The sequence below is a fragment of the Bacteroides cutis genome (assembly GCF_900241005.1).
GTDB lineage: Bacteria > Bacteroidota > Bacteroidia > Bacteroidales > Bacteroidaceae > Bacteroides > Bacteroides cutis.
In genome coordinates this window covers 624,474-646,079 of sequence record NZ_OEST01000002.1, presented here as the reverse complement: position 1 = coordinate 646,079, position 21,606 = coordinate 624,474, and the positions used below count along the sequence as shown (strand labels likewise).

The window sequence follows — 21,606 nt, the reverse complement described above, 5'->3', positions numbered from 1 at the left end:
TTTACAGTGAAATGAAAAGGACGATATTCATACTGGCAACCCTGCTTGGCATGACAGATATGACTAAAGCGGTGGCTCAGGACACAAAGGACATTCTGCCCGGTGTATCCGTTGAAAACTTCAACATGAATCGCAATGGCAAGTACCTGACCGTTACGATGGGTATAGATTTGTCGGAGCTTGATGTGAACTCCAACCGTGCCATACTGCTCACCCCGCGATTGGTCAATGGGACGGATTCGATCGACTTGCCGTCGATAGGCATCTACGGACACCGCAGATATTACTATTATATAAGGAATGGAATCAGCACCATTTCGGGTGAGACGGAAAAATCATACAAGGCATCGAACAAACCGGAACAACTGGAGTATGACAACCATATTCCCTACGAGAAATGGATGGACGGGGCCACACTCAAGTTTCACCGCAGCGACTGGGGCTGCTGTCAGGAGATATTGGCGGAATACGATGGATTGTTGGGACGACACCGCGAGGCGTTCTTCCCCGAACTGGTATTCGTGCAGCCCAAGGCCGAAGTCATGAAGAGCCGTTCCCTGTCCGGTTCGGCATACATCGACTTTCCGGTGGACCAGACGGTAATCTATCCAGACTACCGCCGCAACACGGTCGAGCTGGGCAAAATACAGGCGACCATCGACTCCGTGCGTAATGACAAGGACATCACCATTACGTCCGTGTGGCTGAAAGGTTTTGCCTCGCCCGAAAGCCCCTACAAACACAATACCGATCTTGCCATCGGGCGTACAGCCGCACTCAAGAAACACATAGGCCAGTTGTACCACTTCGCAGACAACATTATCCAGACCGATTACGAGCCGGAGGACTGGGCAGGCCTGCGTCGCTATGTGGAGCAGTCAAACATCGACCACCGCACGGAGATTCTGGCGATGATAGACAGCGACATGGAACCGGATGCCAAAGAAGCGAAAATCAAGTGTACCTATCCGCAGGAGTACCGCTTCATGCTGCTGAACTTCTACCCGGCATTACGCCATACGGATTACCGCATCGACTACAACATCCGCACGTTCAGCGAGACAGACGAAATCCGCCGTATTATGGAAGAGCAGCCGCAGAAGCTGAGTCTGAACGAGTTTTACCTTGTTGCCGGAAAATATGAACCCGGTACGGACGAGTTTACCGAGGTCTTTAACACGGCCGTGCGTATGTTCCCCAACGATGAGATTGCGAACCTCAATGCCGCCAATGCTGCCATCCGCAGGGATGATTTCGGAGCGGCACGCAGGTATCTTGACAAGGCGGGCGACTCCGCCGAGGCGATCTATGCGCGTGCCGCGCTTGCCATTCGCAAGGAGGATTACGAAACGGCACGGCAATATCTGGAGAAGGCGCGTGACATGAGTCTGGGACAGGCAGCCGCCACGCTGAATGAATTGAACAAAAGGCGAAAGAGATAAAACTTAGTAATAATTTTTAATTTTTAACAACATGAGAATTAGATCTCTATTCTTGTCAATGGTCGCCGGACTGGCGTTCGTTGGCTGTTCCAGCGAGGAAGACATCGCCCCCGGCAACAACGGCGGTGAGTTAGGCGAGCCTCAGTTCCTGACGGTAAACCTTGTAACCAACCCGACTAATGGAACCCGTGGTACCCGTGCTGCCGGTGACCAGCACACAGGTGACCCTAACAACAATTCCACATACGAAGAAGGTCTCGATGCGGAGAACAAGGTAACGAAGGTGCGCTTCTACTTCTTCAACGCAGACGGTAGTGCTGCCTTCGTAAAAAAAGTCGGTAACGATATGGTCAACTATCTGGAGTGGACCAACGTCACGGAGGAAGGAAATAATACACCTAATGTGGAAAAAATCCTCACAGCACAGTTGATTATCGAGTCTCCTGAAGGAGATCAAGCCCCGTCCCAAATTGTTGCGATTATCAATCCTATGTTAGAATCTGCGAGCTCTGAGCGTACCCTTGGAACTCTTGCCACTGTAACACACAACGCTAAAGCAAACACCACCAGTGGTAAATTCTTGATGAGCAATTCCACCTATGCAAAGGACAACGTAAAGCAAATGGCAGTCAGTGTAGAAGGTAAAATCAAGAAGACCTCGGGCGAAGCTCTGAATGACCCCGTGGAAATTTACGTTGAGCGTGCCGTAGCAAAAGTCCGCCTGAACAGTTCCCTGACGCCACTTGATGGCACAACCAACATTTTCAAGACTTCGACTGACGAAAAAAAACAGGAAGTGACAGAAAACAATGTTACGAAAGAAATCTATGTCAAGTTCCTCGGCTGGAATACCACCGCCGTTTCCAACAGATCCCGTCTTGTTAAAGAAATCAATCCGGGATGGAGCGCCACTCTGTTCGGTGCCGGTGCTACTCCGTGGAACTGGTCGGACTACTGCCGTTGCTTTTGGGCAATCAATGCAAACAATGTAAGTTACGAGTATGGTGCTTTTGTTCCGGATACAGAATCGAAACAAATTGACGGCAACAAGTTCCAGGCTCAGGCCAAGACAAAATTTGACGGAAAAGACTGGGTTTATGTAAACGAAAACGCATCGCCATACGCTTCCGACATCACAACATCGACGGGCGGTGATGCTTCAACACCCACCAAGGTTATTATTTCAGCCCAGCTTGTTGATAAAGACGGCAACGCACTCGAATTTGCCGAGTACGGTTCGACAAGAACTACTATCGACGGCCTGAAGGACCTGTTCGCAAACAACTGCGGTCTCTATAAAAAGGAAACCGTGGATGGAGCAATAAAATTCGTCAAGATTACTCCGGAAGAACTGACAGTAAAAACTGCTACCGCAGCTGGTGAAACAAGTACTGCAGACGGCAAACCGGATATTACCGAGCCGGGCCGTTACAAATCATACGTCCAGCTGGCAACCGATGAGGATGGTAAATGGTATGCCTCAAACGCCGAAAATGCTACTGCCATTACCGCCGCAGCCGCCAATGAGCAACTGAAGAAGCTCGGCTCTGCAAAAGTATGGAAAAACGGTTATACCTATTACTACTTTGACATCAATCACTTTGGCAACAAGATAGGTGTTGTGCGTAACCATATTTATGACGCAACAATCACTAAACTGGCAGGTCTCGGCACGCCGGTGTATGATCCGGAAGAAGTCATCTATCCCGAAAAACCGGATGAATCCGACGACACATTCATCGCAGCCCGTATCAACATCCTCTCTTGGCGCGTAGTTAACAGCAATGTGGTACTCGATTGGTAAAAAATGGTGGAGATGTGTGATACCCGCGTATGCGGATGACATACAGGCATGATGAAAGACTGATAAACAAATCATCGGACGGGGAGGGACCCCCCAAAGGAACTCTCTCCCCGTCCTCAAATAGTAATGAGAAAGCACTTCCGTACCGGTGCAAAGAGAGGTGCGCGGCCATGGAGTCCCATATGGAGGCACTCCCACTTGTTAAGGAAATTCTTTGCGGGATAAAACCCGCAACCGACATATATAAAACAGATATAGGAATATAAACGGCATGAAAATAAAGGCTTATATAAAGAGAAAGGCATTGCGAGCATGGGTGACGGCGATGGCGGTACTGCCATTGTTCGCTTTTGTGTCATGTGACAGTTTTGTCTATGACTACGAAGGCGACTGTTCCGTGACCTACCGCCTCAAGTTCCGCTACGACAAGAACCTGAAATGGGCGGACGCCTTCGCCAACGAGGTCTCGTCGGTTCATGTGTATGCGTTCGACCCCTCGGGTGTACTGGTATGGCAAAAAGCGGAACAGGTAGACCCTGCGACAGCGGAAAACTATTCGATGCTGCTCGACCTTCCCGCCGATGACTACAACTTGCTTGCCTGGTGCGGACTTCAGAATGACGGTGAACGCGAAGAATCCTTCTCCGTGCCTGAAGCTCGTGTTGGCGAGACCCGCATGGAGCAGTTGCAGTGCGCCCTGAACCGTCGGCACGACGAGGCAGGAGCCTACAGCGAAGCCCACTTGTACCGCCTCTTCCACGGCACTCTGGACGTGTCGCTGCCCGTGAACGACGACGGCGGCAGTTACGAGTACACCATGCCCCTGACGAAGAACACCAACCACGTCCGTGTCATCCTGCAGCACCTCTCGGGCGAGGATGTGAACAAAGCGGACTTCACCTTCCGCATTGATGACGAGAACGGTCTGATGGCACACGACAACGAGCTGGTTGCCGACGAGAACATCAACTACCGCCCGTGGAACATACAGGAGGTCGAGGCGGGCATTGGCAGGGACGGTACCCCTGTCATCAGCAACGTGAAAGGAGTCGTCGCCGACTTCACTGTGGGGCGCCTGATAGAGACGCACCGCGAGAAAATGATACTTGCCATTGACACCAAGGACGGCAAGCAAGTGGCTCGCATCCCGGTGATAGACTACGCCCTGATGGGAAAAGAGTACTACGAGAATGAATACCGTTACCCGATGGACGAGCGGGAGTACCTCGACCGTTTGGACGAGTGTGTGATGACCCTCTTTCTCGACGAGAACCACAGATGGGTGAGCAGCGTCATCCAGATCCTGTCATGGCGTGTGGTATTGAGCAACGTTGAAATTGAATAACCGGAAAGAAGGATTTGACTGATGAAACCGAACATTATACATAACATCGTAATTTGCCTGGCGGCACTGCTGCCGGTTATGGTGGCGTGCAACAGTCAGGAAGAATCCTTGCCGGAGGAGATTTCGGAAGCTACCCTATATTTGAACATAGAGCCGATCGGGCTGACGAGGGCGGCAACGGCAACGCTGCCCGACAACGAGAAGATGTACAGCGTGCGTGTCATCATACTGCATCCTGACGGGACGGTGGAACACAACAAGTTCTATGCTTTGGACGGTGCGGAAGAGCAGAACCTCATTCTGCTCAAGGTGACACCCAATGAGAAGAAAAAGATATACCTCTTCGCCAATGAGGAGAGCGAGTCTGCGGTGGAGGGCGTAGTGGGTGTAAACAGTACGTTGTCCGCGTTCTTCGATAGCTATGGCGAGGGAGCGTCCGGCTTTGAAGAAACCGTGAACGGCCTTTATTTCACCCCGGATTATTCGGACGGGAACCCCATCCCGATGTCGTCCATGTACGAGATAGATATTCCAGAAAAAGGAGTCGTCGAAAAGACTTTCTACGTGGTGCGTGTCGCCACCAAGTTCACGATGAACTTCATGAACTGGCGCGGAGAGAATGTAACCGTGAGAAATTTTACCATAGCGAGCCATGCTGACAAGAACTTCTTGATGGCGCATGTCAATGACAGCGAACAGAACCGGCAGCTTTTCAACGGGAAAAGCTGGATAGACTGGCTGAGAGAGGTTTCCGAAACCTCGTCGGAGAACGACGATTATGCCACTACGGAAGCCGCCGGCTGGTTGAAGGATTACAGGCTGCCTGCACAGGCGAATAAGCAAGTGGTATATACATTCCCTTTTCCTGTCACTGTGGCAGCGGCGGAGTTTGACGAAAACAATCTTGATGACATAAAACCGGGCACGGCATCGGAAGCATTCTATCTGCCCGAGAGCAAGAACCCTAAGGCGGATGCGGCAGACGGCGAGCAGGAATACACTTTGACGCTCAATATAGTCGGGAACTCCGATCCTTTCGTCCGCAAGCTGCCCAACTTGAAGGCGCTTTTCCGTAATACGAATGTCGTGGTGAACATCACCATGTACAAGAATCTGGAAATGGTGGTGGATGTCATCCCGTTCACATCGGTAAATGTAACGCCCGATTACGGTCTGGGCAAAGAGGACTTCACTGGCTACGTTGTGGGAAAGGATGAAAATGGCAACAAATGTTGGTATGATGGCAATTATTACGACCCCGTGACAGCGGTTCCATTGTATCTCGGTCCAAAAGATAATCCGGGAAAGTTTGTGACCATCAACAACAAGGAGTATCTGCTTGTGTATGCGGATTACGAACGGACAGCGGCAAAACTTGACCATTTTTTCGAAAAGGAGACCCGGAAGAAATATCTTCTCACTCCGGAAAGTATAACCGGATATAAATACGGGAATGATATGTATCTCAATAAATTACAGCAACGCGTGTGGCTCGATTCCGGTGGAGATCCCAATGGAAACGCTGATGCCCAAGCAATCTACACAGCTTTGCAGAATGTAGGATTGAATTTGAAGTGTTGTCACATCCTGTACGAATGGGACAGATTGGACTGGAATAAAGCACGCTGGTGGGGTGAGAAAGGAATATATCCGAAATACTGGTTTGACGTTCTCGGCAACCGCTATCCCTGGTCGGAAGGAGATACAGATGCAAAGAGAAAAAACAAACTCGGAGAATGGGTACAATACCTTGAATGAGTTTGCAACATACTTGACACTTTAAAATTTATGAGCAATTATGTCACAGCATAATAAGAAATATAGCATCAATTTTTCAATCATACTGGCATTTCTGGCTATGGTGGTTGTCATACTTGCCGGATGCACGGATGACTTTATAGACGGACCTGTAGATATTCCTGACGCAGAAGTTGAATTCAAAGGCGAAGTGATTTTCAAACCACTTGTACCGACGGCAGTACAAACACGTGCCGAAGCACCTGAAGGAGGCAAATACAAGGGTATAAAGTCCCTGTATGTTTTCTTCTTTGATTCCGAGAGGAAACCCGTAACGGAATACAGCGGAAACGTGGATTTCACTCCCGCACCCTCGGAAGGCTCTACGCATGAACATATTACATTCAAAAAGAAAGTACGGGCAGGACGTTATTATGTCTATGCCATTGCCAATATATCTGATACCCAGAAAAGTGATCTTACGAGCGTAACATCCATCGAAGACCTTAGAAATTTCAAACTCGTTTGGAACGGCAACATCGAGAATGACCTTGAGATGTTCGGTGTGTTCCAGCAGGACTATGACAAGGAAACAGGTTCCGTTCCCGGTAATGAGAATTTTGAAGAGGATGTTCTCCTTACTATTACTCCGGACCGGAACAGCCTGCATTCCTGGGTACGCAGGGCGGTGTCGAAAGTAACCGTGGATTTCGACGGAACAAATCTGAAAGAGGGAGTAACTGTATATATAAAAAACGCCGTGCTGAAAGACATTACATCCGGTGCTCTTCTCGGAGCCTCCTCAGCCGTCGGAGAGAATGACCTTACCTGCATCACATCGGATTATTCCATTACCTACGGAGAGGGTGAAGACCACAACGTCTGGCCTACGGTGACAAAAACAAAAGCATTCTCACCATCGGATATATGGAAAGAGCAGAGTATTGCAACTTTCCATGACGACAATGCCAAAGCACTTCCTTGCTATGAAAATATGCAAGGTACACATGAAGACAAATCCAAACTTCAAGACACCAACGGAGACGGCATCATTGACTCCAAGACAAAAGACGGGGTTGATAACGGCACCTACCTCGAAGTGGAAGGATATTATGTCGCCAATCGGCCTGAGTATAAATCAGAGGGTAAAATCATCTACCGCTTCATGCTTGGGAATAATGCGACAAATAATTTCGATTTAGTCCGTAACCACCATTACAAGATTACAATGAATTTCAAGGACTATGGCAATGACATAGACTGGCACATCGAGTATGTCGAGAAGTATTTGGATGTCACCTACCCCGAAGATGTGAACTATCAGGGCAAATTCTTTGTGCCAGATAATGACTATCAAGCTAATATGGCAAATGCCGGTCATACTTTCAATAATCAGAATGTAATCACGGTGACCAGCTATGCAACGAACGGCATGGACAAAGAATGGATAGAGCCGGAAATCAGCTATACTTACTATTCATATAATGAGCAGGTCGGGGTGTGGGATATAGACAACACTACCTCCGGATGGCTTACACTTACCAAGGGTACTCTTAGCGATGACAGGTCACAAACGCCATATACATTTGTTGCCTCCATGACAGATCCGACTGAATCCACTATCAATAACTTGTTTCCTGCTGCAAGCAAAGGTACTGAAGGCTCCCCGTATAATCTTTCCAGCAAAGATGGAGGAAGCTCTGTGGAGAATACCGCTAACTGCTACATGGTGGGGGCTTCCGGCTGGTATTGCTTCCCTCTCGTGTATGGAAATGCAATCACAGGTGAAAGCACAAACGCGATGGCATATTCATCATCACACATGGTAAACCATCTTAAGAATAAAATTTCTGCACCTTATATTAAAGATAATAATGTGAGTCTCTCCGATGTCAGTGTGAAACTTATATGGCAGGATGCCGAAAATCTTATCATACCAAGTGAGATAAAATATGATTCTACTCTTTTTGGCGGTAATGGCGGAATAAAATTCCACATAAGTAACATACAGGAAGGAAATGCCGTGATAGCCTTGATTGACAATAGTGCTAAGGAAGATGATTATGTCGATATAGACCGAGGTAAGATATACGGGAAAAGCGGAAGCACAAAAGCTATCTGGAGCTGGCACATTTGGGCTACCCGTTTCGGTTTTGAAGATTTCGAGAAGGACATCCGGATTCTCAACCATGAAGAGGAAGCATTTGATGTCATGCCTGTCAATCTCGGATGGTGTTCGGGAGGCAAGGCGATAAAGTATTATAAACGTCGCAAGTGTGATATAAAATTCAAGGTAGGAGAGCACGAGATAATCAGGACTATTGAACAGTATCCTCATTTTGTCCTTCCCCGTGGCGACCATCCTTACTACCAGTGGGGGCGTAAGGACCCGTTTGTCGGATCAAATTTGGCTTTTGGAAACAAACCCAGATGGACTTATGACGGAACTAAGTCTATCAAGTATTATGAATGGAGTGATTATAACCCTCCCCGTCTTTATAATGAACCGAAAGAATTTTTGAATAACATAAACCGAAAACACACCAAGGAGTGCCTTGATGTGCTTGTCAAGAACCCTGACAAATGGCATAACGCACCGCGACAACCTAATGTACCAACTGATTTTACACAAGGTTTTTATAGTACTAATGAATCACCCACAGACCTATGGTCGAATGCCGGTGGCAAGACGGTCTATGACCCCTGCCCACCGGGATATCAGGTAGGCGATAAATCTGTTTTCACCGGATTTACGACTCACGGGCAATCTGCTAAGTTCCCTTACGATTGGTATGATGTACTTGAGAGCAATATGCCGCAAGATTATTACTCAACAGACATCTCGGTAAACAGACAGGTTTTGGAACTTTATACGGACACACGGAAAATTCAATCCATCACTTTCCCGATCACAGGTTATCGTGATTATGATGACAAAGCCGCAGTCGTTAAATATCCGCAGGCGAGTGGAGAATATGAAGGTTATGTATGGTTCAATGGCGCGAATGGTGTGACCCGTTCTTACCATTTGAAATACCACCGCAACGATATTCAGGGTACAGGTGATGACGGTTGGAAAAATCGAGGCGGAGATGGGCTGAACCTGATAGCCCCTTATGAGGATTTCTATAATACAGACGGTTTCGGTATTCGTCCGGTATCAATAAAGCAACCGACTCAGCCATGACCGTACACCCCTGTAATCGCACAAGAGGCTGCAAGCCGGAGACGGAAGCAAAATACCGCCCGGCTTTTGAGCTATATACCGCCACAGACCTCTCCATCGCCGGCCATAGTCCTGCTTTATTGCTCGTTTTCGTTCAGACCTTTGATAATTTCGATGCCCAATGTGTTTTCTATCTTACATATAGTTTCCAACGACATATTCTTTTGTCCTTTCAGCATCTTGGATATATATTGCTGGGTGCAGTTCATTTTCTCGGCAAGCATTTTCTGTGTCAAGCCGAGTTCCAACATCCGCTTTGACATAAGGGCGGCAATAGCTCGTGAGTATTGCGTCCAATCCCTTTTATCCTGACCGGATTTGATTGTCTGCGATTCAGTCTCCAAAATTCCGCAAGGCATCTTGTATGTCACTGTATTCATTGAAACGATTACATTGCTTAATTCAGTTGCAAAGGTAGCACAAATATTTGAAATTGCACAACTTCCGGGTTGTTGTTCCGTGGAAAGAAACGAAATTCCATGCCTAAATCAATGATTTAGGTAAGTAGAGACTTGTCGCCTCCCTATTCATAATGGTAATGAACTTCCATGTTGTTAATTCCTATGTTCTACCGTAAGAACAATATTTCTCCATTTGTTTGTTGCAAATTTGTTGCGCATGGATTGTTTACCTATATATTACTATTGATTATCAAAGTATTATAATTTATGCAAAATCAAATTGCGTTGAACCATAAGATGGAGGAAATATTTCCGTCTGATTATGTAGCGTTTACCCCTTTGGCAAGTATATTGGATGAACAGTATGCCGATGTTCGCCGTTTTCGTAATGCTGTATTACGGGCGAGTTTTTCAATATATTTGATTACATTAATGGTTTTGTTAGGGTATATCAACGATGAAGTACGCCGTCATAGTAAGGAGATTACTATTATTTATGAAAATCCTATAAACAGTATTAAGAGCGAATAGTAGGAAACAGAATAATCAAGGCTGAGGAGAAGTTAATCTCTTTAGCTTTTTCACATATATCCATAGGGCAATGACCGCTGTAACGAACGCAAAGAAATCTGACACTGGCATACATGTCCATATTCCGTCTAAACCTAGATAATGGGGAAAAATTAGTAACCCAGGAAGTAGATACAGCAGTTGGCGGGTGAGCGACAAGAAAATACTGATTTTAGCTTTTCCTATACTTTGGAAAAAGTTACCTATCACAATTTGTGCACCTACCAACGGAAACATAGCTATACCAATACGGACGCCTCTTGATGCCATATCTATCAATTGTTCATCGCTGGTGAAAATGGCGGATACAGCATGAGGGAATAATTCGCAGATGATGAAACCGGTACTGGTAATACATACTCCCGAAATAATGCTCAACTTTAAAGTCGTTTTTACCCGGTCGTGCTTCTGTGCCCCGAAATTATAGCCTACTATAGGTTGCATACCCATTGTCAATCCTAATACAATCATTACATAGAGTACCAGCAAACGGTTCATAATACCGTACGCACCGATAGCCATATCACCACCGTAATGTTGTAGACTGTTGTTTACGATAATGACGATGACACATGCCGTTACATTCATCAGGAATGGGGACATGCCGATGGAGAATATACTGGTTATAATCCGTTTCTTCATTTTCCAAAAATCCGATTGGAAACGTACAAGGGTAGTTTTCTGAAAGAAATGGCTGATTACCCATACCATACCGATGAATTGTGATATGACGGTTGCTGTAGCAGCCCCCCGAATACCCCATTCGAAATGGAATATAAAAATTGGAGCAAGGATGATGTTGCAAACGACTGTTACCATAGAGGTCAACATCGCTTTCTTGGGATATCCGGTAGCACGCATAATGTTGTTCAGGCCAATCATGGTATAGGTGATAGGAGTACCCAATAAAATTACTTGCATAAAGTCGCGTGCGTAAGGTAATGTATCGTTACTGGCACCGAAAAAACGTAGAATATCATCCAAAAATATAAAAGAGATACCTCCAAAAACAAATGCATTGATAAGACAGAACATCAACGTGTTTCCCAATACTTCTGTTGCCCCGTCAAGGTCTTTCTGTCCCAAACGTATAGATGAAATAGTGGAACCACCGGCTGAAACCAAAGTACAAAAAGCAACTACAAGGTTCATCAAAGGAAAAGTAATGGCAAGTCCGGCAATACCCATGGCACCTACGCCATGACCAATGAAAATACTATCGATAATATTATACAAAGAAGTTATAGTCATACCTATAATAGCAGGTATGGAGTACTGCAAAAGTAATTTACCAATACGCTCGGTTCCTAAAATATGCGGGTTATTCATTGATATGAGTCAATTAGAGACTACAAAGATATGAAAAATTTGTTTGGTTCGAGGATAATTCAGACCTTTGTCCCCGGTATAGTAATGATATTAACAGATTTAGGTAAAAGAATGTTTATGGAGACAATGGAAACAATATCTGTCTTATTTGATTTTGACGGAGTAGTAGTGGATACAGAGACGCAATACAGTATCTTCTGGCACAAGATAGGGGTCAATTATTTAGGTATGGAAGAATTGGAAAACCGTGTGAAAGGGCAGACTTTGACGTATATCTACGATACTTTTTTTTCCGGCATGACGAAGGAGCAGGCTGAAATCACCGGACTTCTGAATAGTTTTGAGGAAAAAATGACATTTGATTTTATTCCCGGTGTACTCGATTTCATTTCTGACCTTCATCGTCATAGTGTAAAGACGGCGGTAGTGACCAGCTCAAACGAAATTAAGATGGCAGCTGTATATCGTGTCCATCCTGAAATAAAGACGCTTTTCGACCGTATTCTCACTGCTGAGATGTTTGTTGCTTCCAAACCTGCACCCGATTGTTTCTTGCTCGGCATGGAGATTTTTGGTACTACTCTTGAAAATACATATGTATTCGAAGATTCTTTTAATGGTTTGAAGGCTGGAATGGCGTCTGGAGCCAATGTAATTGGACTTGCAACTACTAATAGTTATATGGATATAGCTCCTTTGTGCCATCATGTTTTGGAAGATTTCCAGGGGTTCACATACGATAAAATGCTCCAAGTGCACAAATAATAGGAAAAAGCACTACCTTTGCGGCAGTGAATTAAAATCTTATTTTCTGTATTGCACGTAAACTAAAAACATATAATAAATTATGGCTGGATATATTTCGGATGATACCCGTAAAGTGACTACACATCGCCTCGTAGAAATGAAACAAAGAGGTGAAAAAATATCGATGTTAACTTCATACGATTACACCATGGCGCAGATTGTAGATGGTGCTGGTATGGATGTAATCCTTGTTGGTGATTCTGCTTCCAATGTGATGGCGGGAAATGTGACTACGTTACCTATCACTCTTGATCAGATGATTTATCATGCTAAATCTGTTGTGCGTGGAGTGAAGCGTGCGATGGTAGTAGTAGATATGCCTTTTGGCTCTTATCAGGGAAATGAAATGGAAGGTTTGGCTTCTGCCATTCGCATAATGAAGGAGAGTCATGCGGATGCATTGAAGATGGAAGGCGGGGAAGAAATTATAGGTACGGTAAAGCGCATTCTTAGTGCCGGCATTCCTGTAATGGGACATTTGGGATTAATGCCGCAATCCATTAATAAATATGGGACTTATACAGTTCGTGCCAAGGATGATTCCGAAGCCGAGAAGTTGATACATGATGCTCATTTGCTGGAAGAAGCCGGATGTTTTGCAATCGTATTGGAAAAAATTCCCGCAGTATTGGCCGAGCGTGTGGCGAACGAATTGACTATTCCTATTATTGGTATCGGTGCCGGTGGAGGTGTAGATGGTCAAGTATTGGTTATTCAAGATATGTTGGGTATGAATAATGGTTTTCGTCCGCGTTTCTTGCGTCGTTATGCTGATCTTCATACAATAATGACTGATGCAATCAGCCATTATATATCCGATGTGAAGAACTTAGATTTCCCGAATGAAAAGGAACAGTACTAATGGACTTATGACGCTCAATTTCTGGCGGATATGTGTAGCAAACCTATTGCTGTTCACGTCTGTTTACATGCTGTTTCCGCTGCTACCTTTTATTATGGGAGTGCAGTTGGATATTTCCATTCCGCAAACGGGAGGTATGTTCATTATGTTTGCAGTGGCAATGTTGATGGTTGGGCCGTTTCATGCTTATCTGGGTGATACCTATAAAAGAAAGCATGTACTTCTGTATTCTACTCTTATTATGTTGGCGTCAATGTTGGGATATGCGTTCGTTGATAGTTATATAAAACTTTTGATGCTTGCAGCTGTTCAGGGAGCCTCTTTCGGACTTGCTACAACGGCAGGTATTACGGTGGCTATTGATATCACTACTTCTGCTCGTCGTAGTTCCGGAAATATGGTATATGCATGGGCGGCGCGGTTGGGTATGCTGATTGGTGCCGGGTTGGGTGTATTGTTATTCCGTTTTTATGGCTTTCCGATGGTAGTTTATGGGGCGGTAATAGTGGGAATGTTCAGCGTATTTTTTGCATCAAGGGTCTATGTCGCTTTTCGGGCGCCTATTGGTATGTCGTTTTGCAATCTTGATCGCTTTTTATTACCACGTGCATGGTTGCCTGCGATAAACATGATGCTTATTGCATTTATACCGGGTATATTATTGCCGTTGCTGTTTGTGGGAGAGTATATATCACTTTTGACATTGGTTGTTTTAGCATTCCTGACAATCCCTTCTATAAAAATGTTTGTCAAGTTTTCTCATCATTGCCAACGCGGTACGGCTAATACAACTTGCCATTTAGCGATGGAAATGGGAGTATTGGCTGGTCTTGTAGTAGCTTGTCATAAGATGGATATAGCTTTGTTACATCATGTTGCTTTTGTAGCTACTATCCTTGCTTTGTTATTCTTTGTTTTGTTGACTTATCCTTATTACAAGAGGAAACGGATCAGATGATTTTATAAATTTATAAAGTACGGTATAAATATAATAAGTCCTATGATTGCCGCTGTGGTAGCACATATCAATACTGCTCCAGCGGCAATATCTTTAACTTGTCCAGCAATAGGATGTTGTTCAGGAGATACCAAGTCCACTAATCTTTCAATAGCTGTATTGAATAACTCTGCGGTAATTACAATGCCGATACACAGAGCGATAATGATCCATTCCATTTGTGTGATATCTAGAATAAGTCCCGCAATAATTACTATCGCCGAGGTAATGAGATGGAAGCTTAAATTTTGTTCTTTCCCTACGCAACTTCTAATACCTTTCCAGGCATAACCGAAACTTCGTAATTGTTTTTTTAAATTATACTTCATAATTAGTCGTAGAACTTTATAAATAGAAATTATCACTTAATTTCTTGAAATTTGCTTCACTCCTTTTACCGTTCTTATCTTTTTGATAAGTGTTTCAAGTCTTCCCGTATCACCAACTAACACAGTCAAAGTGCCAGAGAATAAACCATCATGCGAATCAATTCCGATACTTCGCAGGGTAATGGCTGTTTCTTTTGAAATAATAGATGTGATATTGGTAACAATACCGATATCGTCGTGTCCTACAATACGTAAAGTAATGGGGTATTGTGCTCCTTGCGATTTTCCTGCCCAACGGGCTTTCACAATACGATATCCGAAACGTTGATGCAGATCACTTGCATTAGGGCAATCTTTGCGATGTATCTTGATACCTCCACTTACAGTGACGAAACCGAAGACCTCATCTCCATAAATAGGATGACAACAACGGGCAAGAGTGAAATCCAATCCTTTCAGATTCTGATCAATGACAAGTACATCTTCTTTGGCTGATGTCTCTTCCGGTAAAACCGGTTGTAAATTGTACCCTTCTGCACTACGATAAATAATATCGTCACGTGTATCGTTTTCCCGTCTTTGCTGCTCAATGTATTTATCAAGTATGTCATTTACATCAAGAGTCTCGTCAGCTATGCTCTGGTAGAAATCTGTTACCACTTTATATCCGAGACGTTTGATAAGACGCATCATTGTACCTTCATCATATTCGATCTTCCGGTTTTTAAATTTACGTTCCAGTGTTTCTTTGGCAAAGGCATGTTGGCGCGAAACCATTTCTTTCAGCGCTTGTCTTATCTTTGTGCGGGCCTTTGAAGTAGTTACGATATTCAGCCAATCTTGTTTCGGAGTCTGTGTATTGGAAGTCATTATTTCTACCTGATCTCCACTATTCAGTACCTGTTTCAGCTGTACATTTTTTCCATTTACCTTGGCGCCAATACATTTACATCCTAATTTACTATGGATGTGGAAAGCAAAATCCAGTACCGTAGCTCCTTTGCCGAGTTTGAATAAGTCTCCTTTGGGTGTAAAAACGAAAACCTCATCTTCATATAAATCCAATTTAAACTGATCCATAGCTTCCAACCCGTTACTGTCAGAATTTTCCAAAGCTTCCCGTACGGAAGTTAACCATTCGTCCAGTCCGCTTTCACCTTTTACACCTTTATAACGCCAATGGGCTGCTAGACCACGTTCGGCTATGTCGTCCATGCGCTCGGTGCGTATTTGTACCTCCACCCATTTGCCTTCGGGACCCATCACGGTGATATGCAGAGATTCATATCCGTTACTTTTAGGAACAGAGAGCCAGTCGCGTAAGCGTTTTGGATTGGGTTGGTACATGTCTGTCACAATAGAGTATGCCTGCCAACATTCTAACTTTTCTTTCTCTAGTTGGGAATCCAGTATCACACGGATTGCGAATAAGTCGTACACACCTTCAAAAGGGCATTTTTGCTTTTTCATCTTCTGATAGATGGAATGGATGGATTTTGTACGTCCCTTGATGTGAAAAGTCAGTCCTGCTTCTTGCAATTTTTTCTGTACCGGAGCAATGAAAGCTGCGATATATTTGTCACGCGAAGCTTTCGTCTCGTTCAGTTTCTCTTTAATATGATAATATACTTCTTTTTCGGTATATTTCAAAGAAAGATCCTCAAGTTCAGATTTTAGTTTATACAAACCGAGTTTATGGGCGAGGGGAGCATAGAGATAAGCCGCTTCATTAGCGACTTGTCGACGTGCTTCGTCATCTTCACAATCTTTAATTTGCCGCATAATGTTTACACGGTCGGCAATCATAATGAGAATAACCCGCATATCTTCGGCAAAAGAAAGTAACAGATTACGGAAATTCTCGGATTCGATAGTCGGGCTTTTAGAGTAAAGTTCATTGACACGAATTAATCCTCGAATGATGCCTGCTACATCTTCACCATAAATATGTTCTACTTCTTCAGTAGTACAAGTGCCGCAACGCACGGAGTCATGAAGCATAAGTCCAAGAATGGACGCACGTTTCATTCCGATTTCTTCCGCTACGATAACTGCGGTCTGCATATCTTTTATTACTGGGTTCAGACCAAAGGTATCCCGTTGTATGCGGTTGTTTTGTATAGAATTGACAAGATGTGTTTTCAATTTTCTGCAGTCGCCTTTCAGTAACGTTTCTCCGGAAAGCTGCAATAATTTTCGATAGAGAGAAAAGAGTAGGTCCTTTTCTCCGGTAGTGAAAAATTCATCTGTTTCCATAATCGTCCGTATTTTATGCTGTAAAGGTAGTTTTTTTCTTCTTTTTCTTGAGGGCGGTTGTGGTTTTTTTGTATTTTTGGGCATCAATTAATAAAATTAGATATTATGATAACACTCCAAGACAAAGAATTACTTGCCAAAAAGGGGATCAGTGAACAACAGATTGTCGAACAGTTGGCTTGTTTTGAAAAAGGTTTCCCGTATTTGAAGTTATTTGCCGCTGCATCTCTAAAACAAGGTATATTGGCTCCTGATGTTGACGAGCAAAAGAAATATTTGGATGCTTGGGAAGTATATACCCAAACGGATAAAATAGTTGTTAAGTTTGTTCCTGCATCAGGTGCAGCAAGTCGTATGTTCAAGAATATGTTTGAATTTCTTGGAGCTGATTATGATATACCTCAGACTGATTTTGAAAAAAAATTCTTTGAGAAAATCGAGAAATTTGCTTTTTATGATGATTTGAATACAGCGTGTCGTCAGACAACTGGAAAAGATATTCCTATGTTGTTGATTGAAGGTAATTATAAAGCTGTAGTTGCCGCTTTGCTAGAAGCTGCCGGACTGAATTATGGAGCGTTACCGAAAGGGTTGTTGAAATTCCATAAGTATGAAGACGGAAGCCGTACTCCACTGGAGGAACATTTGGTGGAAGGTGCGCTTTATGCTGCCAATAAGAATGGAAAAGTGAATGTTCATTTTACGGTGTCTCCCGAACATCGTGCTTTATTCAAAGCGTTGGTTGATGAGAAGGCTGCTTCTTACGCTAAGAAATATGGCGTAGACTATAATATCAGTTTCTCAGAACAGAAACCCAGTACAGATACGGTTGCTGCCGATATGGAGAACAAACCTTTCCGTGACAATGGTAAGCTCTTGTTCCGCCCGGGTGGGCACGGTGCACTGATTGAGAACTTGAACGACCTTGATGCTGATGTGATTTTCATTAAAAATATAGATAATGTAGTACCTGACAAACTGAAAGGTGATACTGTGCTATATAAAAAACTGATTGCTGGTGTACTTGTTAGTTTGCAGCAACAGGCTTTTGCCTATTTGCAATTATTGGATAGCGGTAAATATACACATGGGCAAATTCTTGAGATTTTGCAGTTCCTGCAAAAGAAGTTATTCTGTAAAAATCCGGAGACAAAGAATTTGGAAGATGCTGAACTGGTGATTTATTTGAAACAGAAGTTGAATCGCCCGATGCGTGTTTGCGGTATGGTGAAGAATGTGGGAGAACCCGGTGGCGGTCCGTTCCTCGCTTACAACAGTGATGGTACCATTTCTCTGCAAATTTTGGAAAGCTCTCAGATTGACATGGATGACGCAGAAAAGAAAGAAATGTTTGAGAAAGGTACGCATTTTAATCCTGTGGATTTGGTTTGTGCGGTACGCGATTATAAAGGACATAAATTTGATCTCGTAAAATATGTAGATAAAGCGACAGGTTTCATATCCTATAAGTCCAAGAATGGTAAAGACTTGAAAGCTCTTGAACTTCCCGGACTTTGGAATGGTGCCATGAGCGATTGGAATACGGTATTTGTAGAAGTTCCTTTGAGTACATTCAATCCGGTTAAGACGGTGAATGATTTGTTGAGAGAACAACATCAATGAGGGACTGGCAGTGAGTTAACTTTATTGTTGGAATGAAGTTAACTGAAGGGGTGCTAATATGTTAATATCATAATTACGGGAAGTTAACTTTATATAGTGGATGAAGTTAACTTCCCGTATTTCTTTTATCTCGTTTTTTCTCCCTATCTTTGCAATAATTTTATAAAAACTGATACTGAAATGAAAAAGATTTTACTTTTAGGTTCCGGTGAATTGGGTAAGGAATTTGTAATTGCTGCCCAACGTAAAGGTCAATACATCATTGCTTGTGACTCATATGCCGGAGCACCCGCCATGCAGGTGGCAGACGAATACGAAGTGTTCAGTATGCTGGATGGCGATGCATTAGAACGTGTGGTTCATAAACATCAGCCGGATATTATTGTACCGGAAATAGAAGCTATCCGTACAGAACGTTTATATGATTTTGAGAAGGAAGGTATTCAGGTAGTTCCCAGTGCGCGGGCCGTTAATTTTACGATGAACCGTAAGGCTATCCGGGATCTTGCTGCTAAAGAGCTGGGGTTGAAAACTGCTAAATATTTCTATGCCCAATCATTGGATGAATTGAAGGCTGCTGCCGAAAAAATTGGTTTTCCTTGTGTGGTAAAACCGTTAATGTCTTCTTCCGGTAAAGGACAGTCGCTTGTGAAGAGTGCCGATGAATTGGAACATGCATGGGAATATGGATGTAATGGTAGTCGTGGTGATATCAAAGAACTTATCATTGAAGAGTTTATCAAGTTTGATAGTGAGATAACTTTGCTCACTGTTACCCAGAAGAATGGTCCTACTCTGTTCTGTCCTCCTATCGGGCATGTACAGAAGGGGGGAGATTATCGAGAGAGTTTTCAACCGGCGCATATCGATCCTGCCCACTTGAAAGAAGCGCAAGAGATGGCGGAAAAAGTGACTCGTGCTTTAACAGGTGCCGGTCTTTGGGGAGTGGAATTCTTTCTCAGTCATGAGAATGGGGTTTATTTCTCCGAATTGTCACCACGTCCGCACGATACAGGTATGGTTACTTTGGCAGGAACACAAAATCTCAATGAGTTTGAACTTCATTTGCGTGCTGTCTTAGGTTTACCTATCCCGGGTATCAAGCAGGAACGTATGGGAGCGAGTGCGGTTATTCTTTCTCCTATTGCCAGTCAGGAACATCCCAACTATCGTGGTTTGGAAGAAGTGACGAAAGAAGAAGATACTTATCTGCGTATATTTGGTAAACCTACTACCCGTTTAAACCGCCGTATGGGAGTTGTACTTTGTTATGCACCATTGGGGGATGATCTTGATGTGTTGCGTGACAAAACTAAAAAGATCGCAGCGAAAGTAGAAGTGTATTAAAGTATACTGAAGAGGGATATATTTATTTCAGGTGCAATTCCATAGAGAAAACAAATAAATTCGTGTTATCTGTGAAATTTGCACCCGAAATGTATTATTCAAACAGTCCGGGGTAGATTTCTCCTCCTAGTTCACTCGTATTTATACTATTTGCCAACTTACCATCCGATGAGTAGAATAATTGGAATTCTTCATCGGAATTATACCCTTCTACTTCTATAAGAATTACAGTGGGATGTTTAGGAAAAGTCACAATTCTTACATCTTTTAGTCTCATAGAAGACCAAGTACTTTTCATAAATGCTTCTGCGACGGGAACAGGGATTTTCTCCAACGATTCAACATCATTTGTAGTCATCACCCATTCTCCGTTAGTATCGAACCACACATCTATTTCATGATGATCCATCACAAAATCTGCGGTATAATATCCGCCAATTTGTTCCCATTCCACATTGGAAACTTTGGGATACATATTTCTAAATGCAGTCTTTACCTTTAGAGGAAGACTATCGGCAAAGGCTGTTGTAGAAAGTACTAACAGTAAACTTGTCAATAAGTAAAATCTATTTTTTTTCATAATCAGGTTGTTTTTAAGTTCTATTAAAACAATGCTGATTATTTTTTGTTTAGTAAGGTTACCTTGTTTTGCTATATAGTCAGTTCTCCTTTATAAAGGAGTGAATTTTTCCCAAAACTTATTTCCGGCAGTAGGGTATCTGGCTTGAACAATCCGTAAACAGAGGAACCGGAACCGCTCATTGATGCATAGACTGCCCCCAGTTTGTACAATTCTTCCTTTATTTCTCTTATAACTGGGAATTGTGGGAAGACACTTTCTTCAAAATCATTGAACATATATTTCCTCCATTCTTCAATGGGTAACTGTACGATTTCTTTTAAAGATATTTGAGGATGACATGGCCTTATTTTTGAAAAGGCATCACGCGTAGAGACAAAGATATCCGGTTTTACCAATAAGAACTTATACTCTCTTAATGACAATGGAATAGGGGAAAATCTATTTCCGATACCTTCGGCATAGGTGGGTTTATTTTTTATGAAGAAAGCGCAATCTGCGCCTAAACGGGCAGCATATTCTTCCAAAACTTCATCGGTAAGGTTCAGGCAAAATTTTTTATTCAGTAATTTCAACATAAAGGCTGCGTCGGCCGATCCTCCACCTAGACCGGCTCCCGATGGAATATGTTTGAACAAGTAAATGTCTACAGGAGGAAGATTAAATTCCTCATCCAGCATTTTATATGCTTTCACTACCAGATTATTCTCAGTTTCTCCGATTATTTCTAAACCGGACTGATGCAGGCGGAATTTTCCTGTTCCTTTGTTCCATACATTCACTTCTAATGCATCTTCGATAGGTAATGGATAAAATATCGTTTCCAGATTGTGATATCCGTCAGAACGTCTCTCTGTGATATTCAGTCCTAAGTTTATTTTAGCATTTGGAAATATAATCATGATATGAATAACAAATTACGAGTTATAAATTGCACTTATGGAGACAAAG

Annotated in this window: 17 protein-coding genes; 11 read left to right on the top strand and 6 right to left on the bottom strand. The window is 43.4% G+C overall.

Annotated elements, in window-relative coordinates; translation table 11 throughout:
• Window positions 1-11 precede the first annotated feature (11 nt).
• The 5 genes from C1A09_RS06855 to C1A09_RS06835 all read left to right on the top strand — a co-directional run bounded on the left by C1A09_RS06855 (window position 12) and on the right by C1A09_RS06835 (window position 9,515).
• Window positions 12-1,442: a DUF3868 domain-containing protein gene (locus tag C1A09_RS06855; protein ID WP_101542908.1), complete on the top strand. Its 1,431-nt coding sequence runs from the start codon at window positions 12-14 to the stop codon at window positions 1,440-1,442.
• A gap of 31 nt (window positions 1,443-1,473) precedes the next feature.
• Window positions 1,474-3,246 (top strand): Mfa1 family fimbria major subunit, encoded by a 1,773-nt coding sequence (locus C1A09_RS06850; RefSeq protein ID WP_101542907.1) that lies wholly within the window; start codon window positions 1,474-1,476, stop codon window positions 3,244-3,246.
• 271 nt (window positions 3,247-3,517) lie between these two features.
• The gene (locus tag C1A09_RS06845; RefSeq protein ID WP_101542906.1) at window positions 3,518-4,591 is read left to right on the top strand and encodes a FimB/Mfa2 family fimbrial subunit; all 1,074 of its coding nucleotides are present in this window, start codon (window positions 3,518-3,520) and stop codon (window positions 4,589-4,591) included.
• Between the two features lie 21 nt (window positions 4,592-4,612).
• Window positions 4,613-6,349 carry a hypothetical protein gene (locus tag C1A09_RS06840; protein WP_101542905.1) on the top strand — a complete coding sequence of 579 codons (1,737 nt, stop codon included), beginning with the start codon at window positions 4,613-4,615 and terminating at the stop codon, window positions 6,347-6,349.
• A gap of 40 nt (window positions 6,350-6,389) precedes the next feature.
• Window positions 6,390-9,515 carry a DUF4906 domain-containing protein gene (locus C1A09_RS06835; RefSeq protein ID WP_101542904.1) on the top strand — a complete coding sequence of 1,042 codons (3,126 nt, stop codon included), beginning with the start codon at window positions 6,390-6,392 and terminating at the stop codon, window positions 9,513-9,515.
• Window positions 9,516-9,631: 116 nt separating this feature from the next.
• On the opposite strand, the gene C1A09_RS06830 is transcribed toward C1A09_RS06835, so the two are convergent.
• Window positions 9,632-9,934: a helix-turn-helix domain-containing protein gene (locus tag C1A09_RS06830; RefSeq protein WP_101542903.1), complete on the bottom strand. Its 303-nt coding sequence runs from the start codon at window positions 9,932-9,934 to the stop codon at window positions 9,632-9,634.
• A gap of 288 nt (window positions 9,935-10,222) precedes the next feature.
• On the opposite strand from C1A09_RS06830, the gene C1A09_RS06825 reads away from it, so the two are divergent.
• On the top strand, window positions 10,223-10,486 hold the full coding sequence (locus tag C1A09_RS06825) for a hypothetical protein (RefSeq protein ID WP_145998976.1): 264 nt from the start codon (window positions 10,223-10,225) through the stop codon (window positions 10,484-10,486).
• A 15-nt stretch (window positions 10,487-10,501) separates the two neighbouring features.
• Here the strand turns inward: C1A09_RS06825 and C1A09_RS06820 are convergent, their stop codons facing one another.
• A complete protein-coding gene (locus C1A09_RS06820; protein WP_101542901.1) occupies window positions 10,502-11,854 on the bottom strand; it encodes an MATE family efflux transporter in 1,353 nt (450 codons plus the stop codon).
• Between the two features lie 117 nt (window positions 11,855-11,971).
• Between C1A09_RS06820 and C1A09_RS06815 the strand changes: the two genes are divergently transcribed.
• The 3 genes from C1A09_RS06815 (at window position 11,972) to C1A09_RS06805 (ending at window position 14,481) form a co-directional block, all read left to right on the top strand.
• The gene (locus C1A09_RS06815) at window positions 11,972-12,619 is read left to right on the top strand and encodes an HAD family hydrolase (RefSeq protein ID WP_101543004.1); all 648 of its coding nucleotides are present in this window, start codon (window positions 11,972-11,974) and stop codon (window positions 12,617-12,619) included.
• Between the two features lie 82 nt (window positions 12,620-12,701).
• A complete protein-coding gene (gene panB / locus C1A09_RS06810; protein WP_101542900.1) occupies window positions 12,702-13,523 on the top strand; it encodes a 3-methyl-2-oxobutanoate hydroxymethyltransferase in 822 nt (273 codons plus the stop codon).
• Window positions 13,504-14,481: an MFS transporter gene (locus C1A09_RS06805; RefSeq protein WP_101542899.1), complete on the top strand. Its 978-nt coding sequence runs from the start codon at window positions 13,504-13,506 to the stop codon at window positions 14,479-14,481. The genes panB and C1A09_RS06805 overlap by 20 nt, the downstream gene beginning before the upstream one ends.
• 2 nt (window positions 14,482-14,483) lie before the next feature.
• Here the strand turns inward: C1A09_RS06805 and C1A09_RS06800 are convergent, their stop codons facing one another.
• Both C1A09_RS06800 and C1A09_RS06795 read right to left on the bottom strand, forming a co-directional pair.
• Window positions 14,484-14,849, bottom strand: coding sequence for a diacylglycerol kinase family protein (locus C1A09_RS06800; protein ID WP_101542898.1), 366 nt, complete (start codon window positions 14,847-14,849; stop codon window positions 14,484-14,486).
• Window positions 14,850-14,885: 36 nt separating this feature from the next.
• Window positions 14,886-17,105: a RelA/SpoT family protein gene (locus C1A09_RS06795; protein WP_101542897.1), complete on the bottom strand. Its 2,220-nt coding sequence runs from the start codon at window positions 17,103-17,105 to the stop codon at window positions 14,886-14,888.
• A gap of 105 nt (window positions 17,106-17,210) precedes the next feature.
• On the opposite strand from C1A09_RS06795, the gene C1A09_RS06790 reads away from it, so the two are divergent.
• Window positions 17,211-18,728, top strand: a complete 1,518-nt coding sequence (locus C1A09_RS06790; protein ID WP_101542896.1) for a DUF4301 family protein — start codon at window positions 17,211-17,213, stop codon at window positions 18,726-18,728.
• 180 nt (window positions 18,729-18,908) lie between these two features.
• The gene (purT, locus tag C1A09_RS06785) at window positions 18,909-20,075 is read left to right on the top strand and encodes a formate-dependent phosphoribosylglycinamide formyltransferase (RefSeq protein WP_101542895.1); all 1,167 of its coding nucleotides are present in this window, start codon (window positions 18,909-18,911) and stop codon (window positions 20,073-20,075) included.
• A 94-nt stretch (window positions 20,076-20,169) separates the two neighbouring features.
• Here the strand turns inward: purT and C1A09_RS06780 are convergent, their stop codons facing one another.
• Both C1A09_RS06780 and ispE read right to left on the bottom strand, forming a co-directional pair.
• Window positions 20,170-20,655 (bottom strand): PepSY-like domain-containing protein, encoded by a 486-nt coding sequence (locus tag C1A09_RS06780; RefSeq protein WP_101542894.1) that lies wholly within the window; start codon window positions 20,653-20,655, stop codon window positions 20,170-20,172.
• 71 nt (window positions 20,656-20,726) lie between these two features.
• Window positions 20,727-21,557, bottom strand: a complete 831-nt coding sequence (ispE, locus tag C1A09_RS06775) for a 4-(cytidine 5'-diphospho)-2-C-methyl-D-erythritol kinase (RefSeq protein WP_101542893.1) — start codon at window positions 21,555-21,557, stop codon at window positions 20,727-20,729.
• Window positions 21,558-21,606: the final 49 nt, after the last annotated feature.